This is a genomic window from Microbacterium sp. RU1D (assembly GCF_900156435.1).
In the GTDB taxonomy this organism is placed as follows: Bacteria; Actinomycetota; Actinomycetes; order Actinomycetales; family Microbacteriaceae; genus Microbacterium.
Genome location: NZ_FTPQ01000002.1, coordinates 305,357 through 322,406, shown reverse-complemented (window position 1 = coordinate 322,406; position 17,050 = coordinate 305,357). Strand labels below are relative to the sequence as shown.

The window sequence follows — 17,050 nt, the reverse complement described above, 5'->3', positions numbered from 1 at the left end:
CGGTCCTCTCGATCGGGGGAAGGGATCAGTCCAGCGCGGCCGGGAGACCGCTGCGGCGGATGTCGGCCGCGGCGGCGGCCAGAGCCTCGAGGAAGACCGGCACGCGCTCCTCGGTGAAACGGGCGGTGGGCCCGCCGAGGCCGAGCACGACCGCCGGCCGCCGCTCGTCGCCCTCGCGCACGATCACCGCGACCCCGCTGTTGCCGGGCTCGCGTGCACCGTGCGAAACGGCGTACCCCGCGCGCTGGGCGTCGGCCACCGCGGCACGGAAGGCGTCGGTGTCGACACCGGACCGCTCGGCGGCGGGCAGAACGTCGAGGAGGTGCGCGGCGGCGTCCGGGCCGCTCGCGGCCACGAGCAGCGTGGAGGCGGCGCCGAGCAGCAGGGGCATCTCGTCGCCCACCTGCACGACATGGCGGAGCGAGTAGGGGCTCGGCGACTGCCCGACGGCAACGCGCCGCAGCCCGCTGCGCGCGTACAGGCTCGCGGTCTCGCCGGTCTCCTGCGCCAGCCGCGTCATGCGGTCGGCGGTCTCCTCGGGCACGGCCCAGGCCGCCTCGGCGAAGGCCGCGAGACGGATGAGGCGCGCGCCCACCGTGATGCGGCCGTCGGCGGCGTGCCGCAGCATCCGTTCGCCGACGAGGGTGTCGATGAGGCGCAGGACGGTGGTGCGCGGCAGTCCGCTCTCCCGGACGATCTCGGCGAGCGAGAGCACGGGTCGCACCGCGGTGAAGCACTGCAGCACCTCGAACGCGCGCGTGACGGCGCGGACGCCTCCGCTTTCGGGGGTCGAGCGATCGGAGACCTCGTTGACGGTGGACACGGTCGCTCCCCTCCGCGGTGCGTCGGTTGCACCTGCTGCCTCGCAAGGGTACCGTCTGGTGGACACCGGAGTCCACTAGGCGGACACCTACCTCGACCTCATCACGAAGGAGTGACGACGTGAGAACCAGACGCGTTCTATGGAACGCCCTCGGCATCACCGCCACCGCGGTGCTCGTGGGGGTGGCCGCGGTCAATGCCAGCGGCGCCACCGCCGGAGTCGATCCCCGCGCCAAGCTGACCATCATGGCCCCGGCGGCCCCGGGCGGCGGGTGGGACCTCGCGTCCCGCGAATCGCAGCAGGTGCTTCGATCGACCTCGGTCGTCAACAACGTCCAGGTCGTGAACGTCCCCGGAGCCGGCGGCACGATCGGGCTCGGCCAGTTCACGCAACTCGGCGACGATCCGACCAACCTCATGATGACCGGCACGGTCATGGAGGGCGCCATCACGGTCAACGCGTCGGCGGCGACCCTCGGCGACACGACGCCGATCGCCCGGCTCGCCGAGGACTACATCGTCTTCATCGTGCCCGCGAACTCGCCCTTTCAAGACCTCGACGACTTCATCCAGGCCTGGCGCGCCGACCCGCACGGCCAGGCCGTCGGCGGGGGCGGCATCGGTGGAACCGACCACCTGCTCACCGGGTTGACGGCTCAGGCCGCCGGCATCGACCCCGGCGAGGTGAACTACGTCTCGTACGCCGGGGGCGGCGAAGTGCTCACCGCGCTGCTGTCGAACACGGTGGCGGTCGGCGTCAGCGGATACAACGACTTCAGCGACCAGATCGAGGCCGGCCGCCTCCGGGCCCTCGCCGTCTCGGCCGAGGAGCCGGTGCCCGGCATCGACACCCCCACCTTCATCGAGCAGGGCGTCGACGTGAACCTCCCGAACTGGCGAGGACTCGTGGCACCCCCGGGCATCACCGACGCGCAGCGCGACGAACTCGTCGCGATCATCGAGGAGATGGCCGCGACCCCCGAATGGTCCGAGGTGATGGAACGCAACCGCTGGCGCGACGCGCTGCTCACCGGCTCCGACTTCGCGGACTTCATCGAGCAGGACCAAGCGCGTGTCAACGCCATCATCGAGGAGCTGGGCCTGTGAGCGGCGTCATCCCCACCATCCCGCGGACTCATCGCATCCGCTCCTCCGACGGCTTCTGGCGTCGCCGTTCCGGTCTCGTCGTCCCGGCCGTGATGCTCGCCGTGGGCATCGCGCTCATCGTCGGCACGGTCACCATGACCGTTCCGGCGAACACGGCTCCGCCCGGCCCGCAGCTGTTCCCGGCGATCATCGCGATCGCGGTGATCGTGCTCGCCGCGCTCCTCGCGATCGACATCCTCCGCCGACCCGAGCCGATCGACGTGGCGGATGCCGAGGGCCCGGCCGGCGACACCGACATCGACGACGAGGCCCTCATCGCGACCGTCGAGGGCCGGGAGCCCGAGGCCCCGGCCGTCCGCCCCCGCAGCAACCTCTGGGCCATGCTCGGCGCCGTCGGCACGGTCGTCGTCTTCATCGCGGCCCTGACCCCACTGGGGTGGCTGCTCTCGGGCGCGTTCCTGTTCTGGGGCATCGCCCGCTCGCTCGGCAGCCGCCGACCCCTCTTCGACATCTTCCTGTCGCTGGCGATCTCCGCCCTCGTGCAGATCGCCTTCTCGGGCGGTCTCGGACTCAACCTTCCGCCCGGAATCCTGGAGGGACTCTTCTGATGGACGCTCTCGTCAACCTGGGGGAGGGCTTCGCGGTCGTCCTCACCCCCATCAACATGCTGTGGGTGCTCATCGGCGCCGTCCTCGGCACCGCCGTCGGCGTGCTCCCGGGCCTCGGCTCGGCGATGGCCGTCGCGCTCCTGCTGCCCGTCACCTTCTCGCTCGACCCGATCGGCGCGTTCATCATGTTCGCCGGCGTGCTCTTCGGCGGCCTGTTCGGCGACTCCATCGCCGGCATCCTCATGAACACCCCCGGCAACAGCACCGCCATCGCCGGCTCGATCGAGGGTCACCGGATGGCCAAGAGCGGTCGCGCCGCGCAAGCCCTCGCGACCTCGGCGATCGGTGCCTTCATCGGCGGGATCGTGGCATCCATCCTCGTGGTGTTCTTCGCGCCGCGCCTCGCGGAGTTCGCGACCCTCTTCGGGCCCGCCGAGTACCTCGCGCTCGCCGTGTTCGCGTTCGTGGCGATCTCCGCGGTGGTGACCGAATCCGTCGTTCGCGGCCTCGCCGCCCTCGTGATCGGCCTGGCCATCTCGGTCGTCGGCATCGACGGCGCCTCCGGCACCTCGCGCTTCACCTTCGGCCTTCCGGAGCTGTTCGACGGCATCGACATCGTGGTGATCACGGTCGGTCTGCTGGCCCTGGGCGAGGTGTTCAGCGTCGCCGCTCGCCGCGGCACCCCCGACGAGACGAAGCTGCTGCCCTCGACCGGGCGCCTGTGGCTGTCGTTCCGCGAGCTGCGCCAGGCGCTTCCCGCGTGGCTGCGCGGCACGGCGATCGGCATCCCGTTCGGCATCATCCCCGTCGGCGGGTCGGAGGTGCCCACGTTCCTGTCGTACGGCGCGGAGCGCAAGCTCGACGGGCGCCGGAAGAAGCCGATGTTCGGGCGCGGCGCGATCCAGGGCGTCGCAGGCCCCGAGGCGGCCGGCAACGCGACCGCCGGAACGGCGATGGGCGCCCTGCTGGCCCTGGGCCTTCCGACCTCGGCGACCGCGGCGATCCTGCTCGCGGCGTTCCGTCAGTACGGCTTGCAGCCGGGGCCCCTGCTCTTCGACCGCGCCCCCGACCTCGTGTGGGCGCTGCTGGCGAGCTTCTTCGTCGGCATGGTCGTGCTGCTCATCCTCAACCTGCCGTTCGCTCCTCTCTGGGCGAAGCTGCTGAAGGTGCCGAAGCACTACCTGTACGCCGGCATCACGGTCTTCGCGATGCTCGGCGTCTACGCCACCAGCAGCAAGATCCTCGACCTTGTGCTCGTGCTCGTGGTGGGCCTGCTCGGCTTCCTCATGCGCCGCTACGGGCTGCCCGTCGCGCCGATGCTGATCGCGATCATCCTCGGGCCGCTCGCCGAGACCGAGTACCGCCGTGCCATGGCGGTGAGCGAGGGGGATGCCGGCATCCTGGTGTCGAGCCCCATCTCGATCACGCTGTACGCGGTGCTCGCGATCGCGATCGTCGGCGTCGTCTTCACCCGCGTCCGCGCGGCCCGCCGTTCGAAGGTGACGGCATGACGGATGCCACGGTGCCCGGGCCGCTCGCGGGAGTGACGGTGCTCGACCTGACCAACGTGCTCGCGGGTCCCTACGCGGCGTATCAACTCGCGCTGATGGGCGCCGACGTCATCAAGGTGGAGACCCCGCACGGGGGCGATCTCGCGCGTCGGCTCGGCACGTCGGCGGAGCTGAACGCCCGCCACCTCGGCATCTCCTTCCTCGCCCAGAACGCGCAGAAGCGCTCCATCACGCTCGACCTGAAGACCGAGGGGGGCGCGCAGGCGCTGCGACGACTGGTCGCCACCGCCGACGTGCTCGTGGAGAACTTCCGGCCCGGGGTGCTGGAGCGCCTCGGGTTCGGCTGGGAGCAGTTACGGGCCCTCAACTCGAGGCTCATCCTGTGCCAGATCTCGGGGTTCGGGCAGACGGGTCCCATGCGGACGAAGCCCGCGTACGACCAGATCATCCAGGGCTATTCGGGGATGATGAGCGTCACGGGGACGGAGGAGACCGGCCCCCTGCGCGCCGGCTTCCCCCTCGCCGACACGATCGGCGGACTCGCTGCGGCGTTCGCCGTCTCGAGCGCCCTCGCCGGTCGTGCCCGCACCGGTGTCGGGAGCGTGATCGACGTCTCGATGCTCGAGACCGCCGTCACCGCGATGGGATGGGTGGTGTCGAACCTCCTCGTCGACGGCCACGAGCCGCGCCCGCTCGGCAACGACAACGGCACGGCCGCGCCCTCGGGTGCTTTCGCCACGGGCGACGGGCTGCTCAACATCGCGGCGAACAAGCAGGAGCAGTTCGAGACGCTGTGCACGCTGCTGGGCCGGCCCGAGCTCATCGGTGACACGCGATTCGCGGAGCGGGAGAGCCGCAAAACCCACCGCACGGCGCTCACGGACGAGCTGGAACTCGCGCTCTCGGCGCGACCGGCGGCGGAGTGGGAGGACCTGCTGAGCTCGGCCGGGGTCCCGGCGGCGGCCGTCCTGCGGGTGGACCAGATGCTCGCGAGCCCGCAGATCCGGGATCGCGGGCTGGTGCACGAGCTGCCGTTCCCGGGCGGCGGGGGCGATCCGCTGAAGGTGCTCGGCAACGGCATCCGCATCGACGGCGCGCTCTCGGCCCCGCGCACCCCGCCCCCCACGCTCGGAGAGCACACCGACGAGATCCTGGCGGCGATCGGCTACTCCGCGGACGAGATCGCCGCCCTGCACGAGGAAGGTGCCGTATGACCGACGACGCGCTCGCGCCCGTCACCGCCTGGTGGTCCACCGCCATCACCCGTATCCAACCGGGGGAGATCGCCTTCCGCGGCCGACCGGTGCAGGACCTCATCGGCACGACGGGCTTCGTCGACACGATCTGGCTGCTGGTGACCGGCGGTGAGCTCGCTCCTGCCCGGCGACGTCTGCTCGAGGCGACCCTCGTCGCCAGCGTCGACCACGGCCCGCAGGCTCCCTCGATCGCGAGTGCGCGGATGGCCGCCACGTGCGGCGTCGGCATCAACTCGGCGATGGCGAACGGCATCAACGTGCTCGGCGACACCCACGGCGGAGCGGGGCAGCAGTGCGTCGCGATGCTCGGGCGCATGGTGAGCGCGCACCGCGAGGACGGCTCGGGCTGGGACGACCTCGCCGCCGAAGAGATCACGGAGCACCGCGCGCGCGGCGCGTTCGTCCCGGGTTTCGGGCACCGCTTCCACCCCGTCGATCCGCGCCGCGACCCGCTGCTGGCGCTGGTCGAGCAGGCCGCGGCGTCCGGCGACGTCATCGGCGACCACCTGCGCGCAGGTCTCGCGATCGAACGCGCGCTCGCCTCGCGCGGGGTGCCGATGAACATCGACGGCATCTCGGCGATCGTCTACGGAGAGCTCGGGGTCGAGCCGGAGCTCGCGCGCGGGCTCTTCGTCCTGGCCCGCTCGGTCGGCATCCTCGCCCATGCGTGGGAGGAGAGTCGCTCGGGTCGGCGCATCAAGGGTCCGCTGCCCCCACCGCTGCTCGCGGACTACACCGGTCCGGAGGTGCCGACGCCCTGACCCTCCCGAGCCGAACGGCGGGGTCGCGTTGAAGAATGCCGCTCCGGGAATAGACCCGTGGATCGCGGGGTTGCACGCGTCATGACGGATGCCATCAAGATCGACGTGTGGAGTGACATCGCCTGCCCCTGGTGCTACATCGGCAAGCGGAACCTCGAGAACGGCCTTGCCGCCACGGCCGCCGATGACGACGCCCCGGTCGTCGAGATCGAGTACCACTCGTTCGAGCTCTCGCCCGACACCCCCGAGGACTTCCACGGCGGCGAGGTCGACTACCTCTCGCAGCACAAGGGCATCTCGCCCGAGCAGGCCCGCGAGATGCTCGACCGCGTCACCGGCGTCGCCGCCGACGCGGGGCTCGCGTACCGCTTCGACATCCTCCAGCACACCAACACCGTGAAGGCGCACGAGCTGTTGCATTTCGCGAAGGAGAACGGCAGGCAGCTCGAACTCGCCGAGCTGCTCATGTCGGCCTACTTCCTCGAGGGCAAGCACGTCGGCCGCGACGACGACCTCGTGCAGCTGGCCACCGAGGCGGGTCTCGACGCGGATGCCGCCCGCGAGGCGCTGAGCTCGCAGCGCTACCGCGCCGCGGTGCGTGCCGACCAGGAGCAGGCCCGCCAGTTCGGCATCACCGGCGTGCCCTTCTTCGTGATCGACGGGAAGTACGGCGTCAGCGGTGCACAGCCGGTCGAGGCGTTCACCCAGATCGCCCGCCAGGTGTGGGGCGAGCGACGCGAGGTGTCGGAGACCGCCGACGCGTGAGACTCCTCCCCATCCCGTGCCCGTCCCCGCATCCGTCGGGGGCGGGCACCGTCGTGATCGGACGTCTGGGAGAATGAGACGGTGAATACGGCATTGGCTCCGGCGCGGTCGCTCCGCATCGGCAACATCGAACTCGACGCCCCCGTCGTGCTCGCCCCCATGGCCGGCATCACGAACACGGCGTTCCGTCGCCTGTGTCGCGAATACGGTGCCGGGCTCTACGTCAGCGAGATGATCACGACGCGCGCCCTCGTGGAGCGCAACGACACCACGATGCGACTCATCCGGCATCACGAATCCGAGACGCCGCGCTCGATCCAGCTCTACGGTGTGGATCCCGCCACGGTCGAGGCGGCGGTGCGCATGATCGTCGACGAGGATCACGCCGACCACATCGACCTCAACTTCGGCTGCCCCGTGCCCAAGGTCACCCGCCGTGGTGGCGGCGCCGCGCTGCCGTGGAAGACGTCGCTGTTCCGCGAGATCGTCGAGCGCGCGGTTTCGGCCGCGGCCGACAAGCCGCTGACCATCAAGATGCGCAAGGGCATCGACGCCGACCACCTCACCTATCTCGAGGCCGGACGCATCGCCGAGGGGGCCGGTGTGGCATCCATCGCCCTGCACGCGCGCACGGCGAGCGAGTTCTACTCCGGGCACGCCGACTGGGCCGCGATCACGAAGCTGAAGGAGACCGTCACGAGCGTGCCGGTCCTCGGCAACGGCGACATCTGGTCGGCTGACGACGCGGTGCGCATGATGGATGAGACCGGCTGCGACGGCGTCGTCGTCGGTCGCGGCTGCCTCGGGCGCCCGTGGCTGTTCGGCGACCTCGCCCGCGCTCTCGGCGGGCCGGGTGCCGCCCACGGCGAGCCCGTCGACGCCACGCTCGGTTTCGTCGCGAAGGCCTTCCGCCGCCACGCCGAGCTGCTCGTGGAGTTCTTCGACGACGAGGGCCGTGGATGCCGCGACATCCGCAAGCACGTGGCCTGGTACTTCAAGGGCTACCCGGTCGGCGGCGAGCTGCGGGCGAGCCTCGCGACCGCCTCCACGCTCGACGAGATCGACGAGCTGCTGGCCACGATGGAGCTGGACGCCCCCTACCCGGGCGCCGCCGCCGAGGGTCAGCGCGGTCGCGCGGGGACCCCCAAGCGCCCGGCACTGCCCGACGGGTGGCTGGAGTCGCGCGAGATCGGCCACGACGCCGGTCGCGCCCTCGCCGATGCGGAGTTGCACCACAGTGGTGGTTGAGGCGTCGGCCACGGCCGCCCGCCCGGCCGGCTACGACGACGAGGACGCCGGCCGCTTCCACGTCGAGCGGCATCGCTCGCAGCGCGACGATTTCGCCCGCGACCGGGCGCGTGTGCTCCACTCGGCAGCTCTCCGCCGACTCGCCGCGAAAACGCAGGTGCTGAGTCCGGCGAGCCCCGCCGACTTCGCGCGCAACCGCCTCACGCACTCCCTCGAGGTCGCGCAGGTGGGCCGCGAGCTGGCGACCGCACTGCAGCTCTCGCCCGACGTGGTCGACACGGCGTGCCTCAGCCACGACCTCGGCCACCCGCCGTTCGGTCACAACGGCGAGCGGGCGCTGAACGAGTGGGCCGACGGCATCGGCGGCTTCGAGGGCAACGCGCAGACGCTGCGCATTCTCACGCGCCTCGAGCCCAAGGTGTTTGCCGCCGACGGCGAGCCGTTCGGCCTCAACCTCACCCGCGCCAGCCTCGACGCCACGTGCAAGTACCCCTGGACCGTCGACGAACCCGTGCCCGACCCCGGCGGTCGCCTCAAGTTCGGCGTCTATCCCGACGACGAGCCGGTGTTCCACTGGATGCGCGGGGGCGCCCCGGCGCGGCAGCGGTGCATCGAGGCGGAGGTCATGGACCTCTCCGACGACATCGCCTATTCGGTGCACGACTTCGAAGACGCCGTCGTCAACCGCTACGTCGACCCCGCGCGTCTGGCGTCACGCGTGGGCCGTGAGGGGCTGCTCGACGCGATCCAGCGCTGGGTCGGCTACGACTTCGTGCGCGACGACCTCGCCGCGGGCCTGGAACGGCTCATGGCCATGCCGGAGTGGATTCACTCCTTCGACGGCACCCGCCCCGCGCTCGCGCGCCTGAAGAATCTCACCTCCGACCTCATCGGCCGCTTCGCGCGCGCCGCGACCGCCGCCACCCGCGAGGCGTACCCGGCCGACGAGCTCACGCGCTATCGCGCCCACGTCATCGTCCCGGCCGAGGTCGAGGTCGAGATGGCGGTGCTCAAGGGCATCATCGGCGCCACGGTCGTGTCGATCGACGGCCGCAAGGTGCTCTACCGGGAACAGCGTCACGTGCTCAAGCGCCTGGCATCCGCCCTGTGGGAGAACCCCGGCGCGCTCGACGCCCTGCACGCCCCCGACTTCGCCGCCGCGCCGGACGACGCCGCGCGCCGCCGCGTCGTCGTCGACCAGGTGGCCAGCCTCACCGACCAACTCGCCATCTCGTGGCACGGGCGTCTGGTGGGCGAGGTCGATGCCGCCGAACTCGGCGTGTGGGCTCCCGGCGCGCGCGCATCGCGCGGGGCGGATGCCTGATGGCGGGTCGCATCCGTCAGGCCGACGTCGACGAGGTCAAGGCGCGGGTGAACATCGCCGACGTGATCGGCGAGCGGGTCGCGCTCAAGCCCGCCGGCGTCGGGTCGATGAAGGGACTGTGCCCCTTCCACGACGAGCGCAGCCCGAGCTTCAACGTGCGGCCGCAGGTCGGCTATTACCACTGCTTCGGCTGCGGCGAGTCGGGTGACGTCTACTCGTTCCTGCGGGCGATGGACCACGTGTCGTTCACCGAGGCGGTCGAGCGCATGGCCGCGCGCGTCGGATACACGCTCCACTACGAAGACGGGGGAGCGGCGCCCGAGACCTCCGGACGCTCGCGCCTCTACGCGGCCAACGCCGCCGCGGCGGAGTACTTCCGCACGCAGCTGATGAGCCCCGAAGCCGAGACCGGCCGTCGCTTCCTCGGCGACCGCGGGTTCGACGCGGGCGCGGCGGCGCACTTCGGCGTGGGCTACGCGCCCAAGGGCTGGTCGCACCTGCTCGACCACCTCAGCGCGCAGAAGTTCACGCGCGAAGAGCTGCTGCAGGCCGGACTCGTCTCCCAGGGCCAGCGCGGCGTCTACGACCGTTTCCGCGGACGCCTGGTGTGGCCCATCCGCGACATCACCGGCCAGGTCATCGGCTTCGGGGCGCGCAAGCTCTACGACGACGACCAGGGCCCCAAGTACCTCAACACCCCCGAAACCCCGCTCTACAAGAAGACGCAGGTGCTCTACGGTCTCGACCTGGCCAAGCGCGACATCTCGCGCTCGCACCGCGTCGTGGTCGTCGAGGGCTACACCGACGTCATGGCGTGCCACCTCGCCGGCGTGACCACGGCCATCGCGTCCTGCGGAACCGCGTTCGGCAGCGACCACATCACGGTGCTCCGCCGCGTGATGGGCGATGACAGCAGTTCCGGCGAGGTCGTGTTCACCTTCGATCCGGATGCCGCGGGGCAGAAGGCGGCGCTGCGCGCCTTCGCCGACGAGAAGCGTTTCGCCGCACAGACGTACGTCGCCGTGGCTCCCGAGGGCCTCGACCCGTGCGACCTGCGTCTGCAGCGCGGCGACGGCGCGGTCCGCTCGCTCATGGAGACCAAGGCGCCCATGTTCGAGTTCGTCATCGATCAGCGCCTGAAGGACTTCAACCTGTCCAGCGTCGAGGGCCGCGCCGGCGCCCTGAACGCCGCCGCGCCGATCGTCGCCGACATCCGTGACCCGGCGCTGCGTCCCGGCTACGTGCGCGTACTCGCCCGTCGCCTCGGCCTCGACATCCCCGAGGTGCAGGCGGCCGTGGAGCGCGCCGCACGCGGCGCCGACCGCGCCGAGAAACGCGACGCCCAGCGCGGCGCCGAACCGGCGCCCGTCGCCGTCTCCGTCACGATGGCCTCGCTTCCGCACACCCGCGACGTCGCCCTCGAGCGCGGCGCCATGATGGCGTTCCTGCAGTACGGGCACCGTATCGAGCCCGACCTGTTCTTGCGCGCGCTGCAGACGCCGTTCGGCCACCCGGCTCTGGAAGCGGTGCGCAGTTCCCTGGCATCCACCGATCTGTCGCAGCCCGGCTGGGCGGTGACGGCCGTCGAGGCGGTTCGGGAGCCGTTCCGGTCTCTGGCAGCGGAGCTGCTGACGGCGGAGTTCCCGGCGCGCACCGAGGAGGGAGCCGTGGCCTCGGCGAACGACCTCGCGCGCGGCCTGCTGGTGCGCGAGCTGCAGCGCGAGAAGGACGAGTTGCTGCGCGGGATCCAGCGCGTGCCGGCGGAGTCCGAGGAGGGGCGCCGTCTGCGCCTGCGCCTTCGCGAGCTGGATGCCGACCGCCAGCGCCTCGTCGTCGGCTGACGTCCCGACCGGGATCCGCCCGAGCAGTCGCGGCCGACGCACCGGCTACCGCACCGGCGTGTCGCGAGGAAGCCCCGCGACAGCGAGGCGGATCGTCGGGGAGGATGAGGAAATGGCCCGGTCTCTCGACACAGACGTCGCCCTCCGCACCGACGACCTCTCGCTCGCGCGCAACGGCGTGCGCGTCATCGACGGGATCACCGTGACCCTCGCCGCCGGGGGCACGCTCGTGGTGCGTGGCGCGACGGGGGCGGGCAAGACCTCGCTCGTCTCGCTGCTGGCGGGCCACCCCGACGACGGCCTGACCGTGGTCGGGGGAGACGCCCGCATCCACGGGATCTCGGCGCGGCGCCCCGGGCGTGCGCGCCGCGAGTGGGTCTTCCACACCGGATACCTGCCCCAAGGCGCCGGTGCGGGGCTGCCGTCGCGGCTCACCGTGCAGGACGTCATCGCCGAACCCATCACGAGCCGCGACCGCCGGGTCAACACGCGAGCCCTCGCGGTGCGCGTGGCGACGCTGCTCGACGAGATGGAGCTGCCGCTGGGCACCGCTCCGAAGTATCCGTACGAGTTGAGCGCCGGGATGCGGCAGCGCGTCGCGCTGGCCCGTGCCCTCGTGCTCGAGCCGCGCCTGTTCGTCGCCGACGACCTGTACGCCAACCTCGATGTGGAGGTGCGCGCCGCGGCGCGCGCGTCGATCACGCGCCGCCGCGACGAGCGGGGCATGGCGTCGCTCATCGTCACGAACGACGCCGACGCCCCGCGCGACCTGGATGCCGACGTCCTCGTCCTGCATGCCGGACACGCGGTCGCGCTGGGCCACGGCGATCGGACCCTCCAGTGGACCCCCGACGGCACGCCCGAGCGACGGATTTCGGCGCGCTGATTTTTCCGCCGCCCCCGCGTGCTGTTAGTATCGTGGGGTTGCCCGCCGCGAGGTGAGCATGATCCTCGGTAGCTCAATTGGCAGAGCAATCGGCTGTTAACCGATAGGTTCTTGGTTCGAGTCCAAGCCGGGGAGCAACGAACCCCCGCCCGGGTTATCCGGGCGGGGGTTTTCCGTTCCCCGCTCCAGCCACTCGGTGTCCACGCCGGTTGCCATCGCCCACGCGAGCACGGTCGCTCGTCGGGGCTGCGTGAAGCCGCGCTCGTAGTTGCTCACAGTCTGCCGAGACACGCCCAGCGCCTCCGCGACCTGGGCTTGCTCCATCTCGGCCACCTCCCGAGCCAGGACAAGCCGGTGGCGCAGATCGAAGGTCGGACGGCGACGCGCGTCAAAGACGGTGCTCATGCGTCAAACGATAGGACATTGCCGAGACACGCCGCAAGTGGGTCATCGTTTGACATACGCCAAAGCAACACGCATGCTTTGTCGCATGTCCAATCCGTATTCTCAGGCCATGACTTCGGCGGAGGTGGCCGAAGCGCTCGACAAGTCAGTGAAGACCGTCACGCGCATGGTGCAGGACGGGCGGCTGACTCCCGTGAAGCGTCTGCCCGGGCCGCGCGGCGCGTTCCTGTTCAACCCAGCTCAGGTGGAGGCCATCCTCGCCAACGAGCCGTGGGAGCCTGCGCAGTGAGCGCCATTGCCCACCCGCGCGGCCAGGCCGACGACGGACGCGCGTGGGCGCGCGGCTTCCGCGCCGCATGGGCCGTACTGTCGCCCGCCCTCGCCCGCGCCGAGTCGGACGCCGACTACTGGTACGCCCGCGCGAACAACTCACCCGCTGAATTCCGGGAGCTGCGCTCAGATGCAGCGCGCGAAGGAGTCGCGGCCTACTCGGCAGGGGGTATCGGACCGGCTGATCCTCCCGACCCGTCTGCGTCATGGATCGACGCCCGGAAGGACTCATGATGGCCGACCCCACGCCCGCACCCACCATCGAGACCGCACGGTGGCACGAGCTGCAAGCCGCCCTTCACTGCGTCAACATGGCCGCTTCCGCCATTGGCCGGCACGACGAAGAGGTCGCCCTCGTCTACATCGAAGATGCGCGCCGCGCGCTCGGCGGCGTCGCGCTCCTCCTCACGGATGGCCCCGACGCTCAGGGCTACATGCACCTTCTCCGCCACGTCTTGGAAGGGCCGACCGATGCTTAATCCCGACGCCATGCCCTGGCAGATTGGTCTGCCAATCGCGGGAATGCTCTGGGCATACTTGGCCATCGTCTGGACCGCGCCACGTCGGCGCGAACGTAGGACGCGCAAGTGAGCGTCAGCCAGTTCATCGACCCGGACACCAATCGCCTGGACGCCACGCTGATCGCGGATCACGTGGCGTTCACGCCGACAGCCCTAGGCCGCGGCCTCGACGGCGACATGTACGAGTACCGCAACGGCATCTACGTCCGGGACTCCGATGTCGTCACCAAGCGCACCGCAAAAGCCCTCGGCGCACGCTACTCCGCGAGCGTGTGCGGACAGACCATGGCCCACCTGCTCAACATCGACCTGCCCACCATCGGCCTCCCCGAGCTGCCCCGCGGATACCTCGACTACATCGTCCTGGAGAACGGCATCTACTGGTGGGCCGACGACACCCTCCAAGAGCACTCACCCGGCCTCGGAGCAACCACCAAGCTCCCCATCGAGCACGACCGCGGAGCCGTCCCGCACTCGTTCATGGCGTGGCTGGATCAGGTCTTCCCCGACGATCCCGAGCTGCAACGCCACGTCTGGGAGGTCCTCGGCTACATGCTCATGACCGGCAACCCGTTCCAGAAGGCCATCGTCCTGCACGGCGAGGGCGGAAACGGAAAAGGCACGCTCCTCCGCCTCCTGCGGGCCATGCTCGGGCGCGGCAACTACTCCTCCGTGTCCATGCACCAGCTCGTGGACGACCGCTTCGCCACTGCCTCGCTCTACGGCATGGTGGCCAACATCTCTGGCGACCTATCGAGCAAGTTCCTGTCGGACCCTCAGATCCTCAAAGAGATCACGGGCGGGGACTCCATCAACGCCTCCCGCAAGTTCGGGCACTCCTTCGAGTTCGTGCCCTACGCCGTGCCCCTGTTCGCCAACAACGAGCACTTCCGCACCTCGGACAACTCGGTTGGCTGGCGACGGCGCTGGCTCGTCATCGACTTCAAGCAGCGGGTGGACACCGGCCAGGCCTTCGATGAGCAGCTCCTCTTGGACGACATCTCCGGCGTCTTCAACCTCGCCATGGACGGCCTGCGCCGCCTCATGAACCGCGGCAAGTTCGCACCACCCGCCGCCGCCGAAGAGGCCACCGAGCGCATGCACGACGCCGCCGACCCCTTCATGCTGTGGCTGGATGAAGACGAGAACGTCTTCCAGGGGCCAGACCAGGACGCACCCTGCGCCGACGTGTACCGCGTCTACGCCGGGTGGTGCCGACGCAACGGCTACTCACCCATGGCTTCCGGTCCCTTCGGCCTCCGCCTGAAGCAGCTCGGCATTACCCGCACCCGCCCCCGCGTCGGCACCGCACGCACGTGGCATTACGTCGGCATCAGCGTCATGCTGCGCCTCCAGGACGCATGACCATGGGCCAGGCGCACGGCGTGACGGGTGGACCGCACGCCCGGACCACCGCACCCCGCACCCCAGAAAAACCGACCCTCCGGGAGGAATCCCGGGGTGGTCCAGCCCCGCGGTCCAGCCGGTCCAGGCAGGTGGTCCAGGCGGAATGCCAGTCAGGACAAGGGGTGGTCCAGGCGGTCCACCTATCTCCTTACCCATACACACACAGGAAAGAGAAGAGAGAAGGAGTGCGCATGGACCTGGACCGGGTGGACCACCCATGAGTGACAAGCACACCGACCCCGAGTTCCTGGCCAACGCCCGCATCGTGCGCGCGCAGGTCCGACGCGACTGGGCCTACGGCAACGAGGTCCGCTGCTGGCGACGAGGCTGCCCCATCGAACCGGGCCAGCGCTTCGACGTGGGTCACCTCGACCCGAACGGCGGACACTCGCGCAGCAACCTCGCTCCCGAGTGCGTGCCCTGCAACCGCAGCGAGGGGGGACGGAGGGGCGCGGCTATCACCAACACTCGCGACCGCGCGCGCCGCCCTCGCCCGCACCGTCCGACACGAGCTGCCGGCCGATCCGGCCCCGACCGATCCGGCCTCGCGCCGTGGTGACCCGCGTTTTTTTGGTCGCGCGGTCGCACCCCCGCCTACGGCTCCAACAGCACTTTCCCCCCCTGACCTGGGAGACACCATGACCCGCACTCCGCTCCTCACCGATCTGTGGTCCGAAGCCAACTGGCTCGAATGGCGCTCCCGCCTCGACCCGCTGCACCTCATCAGCTCGCCCACCCTCGTCACCACCGAGCAATCACGCGGCGAATTCATCGAAGGGGCGCGGCTGCTCCGCCTCGACAAGCGGTCGCGCGCGGGGGACGGGGGCATGGGGCCGTCGCCCGCGCAGCTCATGGTGGCCGACCTCCTCGCCGCGGGCGTGTTCATGAACGCCATCGACGAGGCCCGACGCTCCACCAAGACGACCGCCGTCCAGGCCGTCATGCTCGGACGGTGCTACCACCGCGAGGACTACCAGGTCGGGTGGACCATGTTCACCACCGGAGCCAAGGCGGGGGAGCGGTTCCGCAAGGACATCGTGGCGCACCTGCGCCGCGTATACCCCGACGAGCGCGTCAGCCCCATCAAGATCAACGTCGGCAAGGGCACCGAGCACCTGGAGTTCCGCGACACCGGATCCTTCCTCAACGTCTACACCCCCAACGGCGAGGGCTTCCGCTCCGGCGGATTCGACTTCGCCTTTGGCGATGAAGCGGCGGAGGCCGACATCGAGCAAGGCGAGGACGTGGAGCGCGCCGTCATCCCGACCATGGACACCAAGGAGGGCGCGCAATTCGTACTCGCCGGGACCGGCGCCAAGTGGCGCACAGGCAACCTCCTCTGGCGCTCGCTTCACGACCCCGACGCCAACGTCCTTTGGCACGGCATCCCCGAGACCACCGAGCGCGAGCAGCTCGTGTCGTGGGAGCCGGACATGCCCCACCCCCTCACCGGGGCCACGGGCGGTCGCATGCGCGAATGGATCGAGAACACACACACGGGCGTCAGCTTCACCACCCCCGTCGAAGCCGTCAAGCGCTCCTTCCACAAGGTCAAGCTCGACGACTTCCTCATCGAGTACGGCGGACAGTTCGGTTTTGAGGGCGCGGCTGACACGCTCATCCCTCCCGCCCTCTGGGCCGCTCGCCGCGCGCAGCACGGCTTCCCCGCTGAGCTGCCGCGGCACCTCAGCGTTGCCCTGAAGGTCCACCACCTCGGACTCACCGCCTCCCTCGCCGTCGCCTGGGAGTACGAGGAGCCGACGACGGACCTCGTGGACGAGGCCTACGAGTTGGACGGGGGCCGCGAGCGCCCACGCCGCCGAGCCATCGCCCTCTGGCACTGGCAGGAGGGGACACCTGGCCTGGCCCGCGAAGTAATCGACAAGCTCCGCAAGCGTCCCGGTCTCGTCCTCGGCTACGACAAGCGCGGCTACACGGAGGACGTGGTGGAGAAGGAAGTCATCCTCGCCAACCCCGTCCCGCTCCTGCGCGGCAGCGTCGCCGCCGACATTCCGCGCTCCGCGGTCGCATTGTTCAAGGCCATCACCACCGGCACCGTCGTCGTCTTCGGTCACGAGAAGCTGGACGCTGCCGCCGCCCGCGCCACCCGTCAGTCTTTTGGCAACTACGGGACGTGGCGCTTCGGCGCGCCGAAGGATGACCCCGATTTCGACGTGACCCCCCTCGAAGCCGCCGCGCTCGCGCTGCACTGGCTCGAAGACATGCCCGCCATCCAGTCGCCCGACGACAGCTTCTGA

18 protein-coding genes and 1 tRNA gene are annotated in these 17,050 nt (G+C 70.4%); 17 read left to right on the top strand and 2 right to left on the bottom strand.

Annotated features, from left to right (window positions below):
• Nucleotides 1–25: 25 nt before the first annotated feature.
• Complete coding sequence (locus tag B0B15_RS10245; RefSeq protein WP_076675746.1) at nt 26–823, bottom strand: IclR family transcriptional regulator; 798 nt, start codon at nt 821–823, stop codon at nt 26–28.
• Nucleotides 824–942: 119 nt separating this feature from the next.
• Here B0B15_RS10245 and B0B15_RS10240 point away from each other — a divergent pair, with 119 nt between their 5' ends.
• From B0B15_RS10240 to B0B15_RS10190, 11 genes are all read left to right on the top strand, one after another.
• Nucleotides 943–1,929, top strand: coding sequence for a Bug family tripartite tricarboxylate transporter substrate binding protein (locus tag B0B15_RS10240; RefSeq protein WP_076675744.1), 987 nt, complete (start codon nt 943–945; stop codon nt 1,927–1,929).
• Nucleotides 1,926–2,537, top strand: a complete 612-nt coding sequence (locus B0B15_RS10235) for a tripartite tricarboxylate transporter TctB family protein (protein WP_176776610.1) — start codon at nt 1,926–1,928, stop codon at nt 2,535–2,537. The genes B0B15_RS10240 and B0B15_RS10235 overlap by 4 nt, the downstream gene beginning before the upstream one ends.
• Nucleotides 2,537–4,048, top strand: a complete 1,512-nt coding sequence (locus B0B15_RS10230) for a tripartite tricarboxylate transporter permease (protein ID WP_076675742.1) — start codon at nt 2,537–2,539, stop codon at nt 4,046–4,048. Before B0B15_RS10235 ends, B0B15_RS10230 begins: the two co-directional genes overlap by 1 nt.
• Nucleotides 4,045–5,262, top strand: coding sequence for a CaiB/BaiF CoA transferase family protein (locus tag B0B15_RS10225; RefSeq protein WP_076675740.1), 1,218 nt, complete (start codon nt 4,045–4,047; stop codon nt 5,260–5,262). The genes B0B15_RS10230 and B0B15_RS10225 overlap by 4 nt, the downstream gene beginning before the upstream one ends.
• Nucleotides 5,259–6,065, top strand: coding sequence for a citryl-CoA lyase (locus tag B0B15_RS10220; protein ID WP_076675738.1), 807 nt, complete (start codon nt 5,259–5,261; stop codon nt 6,063–6,065). The genes B0B15_RS10225 and B0B15_RS10220 overlap by 4 nt, the downstream gene beginning before the upstream one ends.
• A gap of 81 nt (nt 6,066–6,146) precedes the next feature.
• On the top strand, nt 6,147–6,830 hold the full coding sequence (locus B0B15_RS10215) for a DsbA family oxidoreductase (RefSeq protein ID WP_076675736.1): 684 nt from the start codon (nt 6,147–6,149) through the stop codon (nt 6,828–6,830).
• An 81-nt stretch (nt 6,831–6,911) separates the two neighbouring features.
• A complete protein-coding gene (dusB, locus tag B0B15_RS10210; protein ID WP_076675734.1) occupies nt 6,912–8,078 on the top strand; it encodes a tRNA dihydrouridine synthase DusB in 1,167 nt (388 codons plus the stop codon).
• Nucleotides 8,050–9,402 carry a deoxyguanosinetriphosphate triphosphohydrolase gene (locus B0B15_RS10205; protein WP_076675732.1) on the top strand — a complete coding sequence of 451 codons (1,353 nt, stop codon included), beginning with the start codon at nt 8,050–8,052 and terminating at the stop codon, nt 9,400–9,402. The genes dusB and B0B15_RS10205 overlap by 29 nt, the downstream gene beginning before the upstream one ends.
• Nucleotides 9,402–11,243, top strand: a complete 1,842-nt coding sequence (dnaG, locus tag B0B15_RS10200; protein WP_076676455.1) for a DNA primase — start codon at nt 9,402–9,404, stop codon at nt 11,241–11,243. The genes B0B15_RS10205 and dnaG overlap by 1 nt, the downstream gene beginning before the upstream one ends.
• Nucleotides 11,244–11,355: 112 nt before the next feature.
• Nucleotides 11,356–12,129, top strand: coding sequence for an ATP-binding cassette domain-containing protein (locus B0B15_RS10195; RefSeq protein WP_076675730.1), 774 nt, complete (start codon nt 11,356–11,358; stop codon nt 12,127–12,129).
• Between the two features lie 62 nt (nt 12,130–12,191).
• Nucleotides 12,192–12,264: transfer RNA gene (locus tag B0B15_RS10190), tRNA-Asn, on the top strand.
• Here B0B15_RS10190 and B0B15_RS16920 read toward each other — a convergent pair.
• A complete protein-coding gene (locus B0B15_RS16920) occupies nt 12,226–12,534 on the bottom strand; it encodes a helix-turn-helix transcriptional regulator (protein ID WP_076676454.1) in 309 nt (102 codons plus the stop codon). The two genes, B0B15_RS10190 and B0B15_RS16920, sit on opposite strands and share 39 nt — an antisense overlap.
• Nucleotides 12,535–12,643: 109 nt before the next feature.
• Between B0B15_RS16920 and B0B15_RS16230 the strand changes: the two genes are divergently transcribed.
• From B0B15_RS16230 to B0B15_RS10165, 6 genes are all read left to right on the top strand, one after another.
• Nucleotides 12,644–12,823: a helix-turn-helix domain-containing protein gene (locus B0B15_RS16230; protein ID WP_143016360.1), complete on the top strand. Its 180-nt coding sequence runs from the start codon at nt 12,644–12,646 to the stop codon at nt 12,821–12,823.
• Nucleotides 12,820–13,098 carry a hypothetical protein gene (locus B0B15_RS16225; RefSeq protein WP_143016359.1) on the top strand — a complete coding sequence of 93 codons (279 nt, stop codon included), beginning with the start codon at nt 12,820–12,822 and terminating at the stop codon, nt 13,096–13,098. Before B0B15_RS16230 ends, B0B15_RS16225 begins: the two co-directional genes overlap by 4 nt.
• Nucleotides 13,098–13,343 carry a hypothetical protein gene (locus B0B15_RS10180; protein WP_143016358.1) on the top strand — a complete coding sequence of 82 codons (246 nt, stop codon included), beginning with the start codon at nt 13,098–13,100 and terminating at the stop codon, nt 13,341–13,343. Before B0B15_RS16225 ends, B0B15_RS10180 begins: the two co-directional genes overlap by 1 nt.
• 108 nt (nt 13,344–13,451) lie before the next feature.
• Nucleotides 13,452–14,750, top strand: coding sequence for a DNA primase family protein (locus B0B15_RS10175; RefSeq protein WP_076675726.1), 1,299 nt, complete (start codon nt 13,452–13,454; stop codon nt 14,748–14,750).
• Nucleotides 14,751–15,009: 259 nt separating this feature from the next.
• A complete protein-coding gene (locus B0B15_RS10170) occupies nt 15,010–15,351 on the top strand; it encodes a hypothetical protein (protein WP_076675724.1) in 342 nt (113 codons plus the stop codon).
• Between the two features lie 79 nt (nt 15,352–15,430).
• Nucleotides 15,431–17,050, top strand: coding sequence for a hypothetical protein (locus tag B0B15_RS10165; RefSeq protein ID WP_076675722.1), 1,620 nt, complete (start codon nt 15,431–15,433; stop codon nt 17,048–17,050).

Excerpts from the sequence above, each read along its gene's own strand:
- B0B15_RS10165 (WP_076675722.1), top strand. The coding sequence starts at position 15,431 with ATGACCCGCACTCCGCTCCTCACCGATCTGTGGTCCGAAGCCAACTGG.
- B0B15_RS16230 (WP_143016360.1), top strand. The coding sequence starts at position 12,644 with ATGACTTCGGCGGAGGTGGCCGAAGCGCTCGACAAGTCAGTGAAGACC.
- B0B15_RS10230 (WP_076675742.1), top strand. The coding sequence starts at position 2,537 with ATGGACGCTCTCGTCAACCTGGGGGAGGGCTTCGCGGTCGTCCTCACC.
- dnaG (WP_076676455.1), top strand. The coding sequence starts at position 9,402 with ATGGCGGGTCGCATCCGTCAGGCCGACGTCGACGAGGTCAAGGCGCGG.
- B0B15_RS10170 (WP_076675724.1), top strand. The coding sequence starts at position 15,010 with ATGAGTGACAAGCACACCGACCCCGAGTTCCTGGCCAACGCCCGCATC.
- B0B15_RS10220 (WP_076675738.1), top strand. The coding sequence starts at position 5,259 with ATGACCGACGACGCGCTCGCGCCCGTCACCGCCTGGTGGTCCACCGCC.
- B0B15_RS10180 (WP_143016358.1), top strand. The coding sequence starts at position 13,098 with ATGGCCGACCCCACGCCCGCACCCACCATCGAGACCGCACGGTGGCAC.
- B0B15_RS10225 (WP_076675740.1), top strand. The coding sequence starts at position 4,045 with ATGACGGATGCCACGGTGCCCGGGCCGCTCGCGGGAGTGACGGTGCTC.
- B0B15_RS10195 (WP_076675730.1), top strand. The coding sequence starts at position 11,356 with ATGGCCCGGTCTCTCGACACAGACGTCGCCCTCCGCACCGACGACCTC.
- B0B15_RS10205 (WP_076675732.1), top strand. The coding sequence starts at position 8,050 with ATGCGGAGTTGCACCACAGTGGTGGTTGAGGCGTCGGCCACGGCCGCC.
- B0B15_RS16920 (WP_076676454.1), bottom strand. The coding sequence starts at position 12,534 with ATGAGCACCGTCTTTGACGCGCGTCGCCGTCCGACCTTCGATCTGCGC.
- B0B15_RS10215 (WP_076675736.1), top strand. The coding sequence starts at position 6,147 with ATGACGGATGCCATCAAGATCGACGTGTGGAGTGACATCGCCTGCCCC.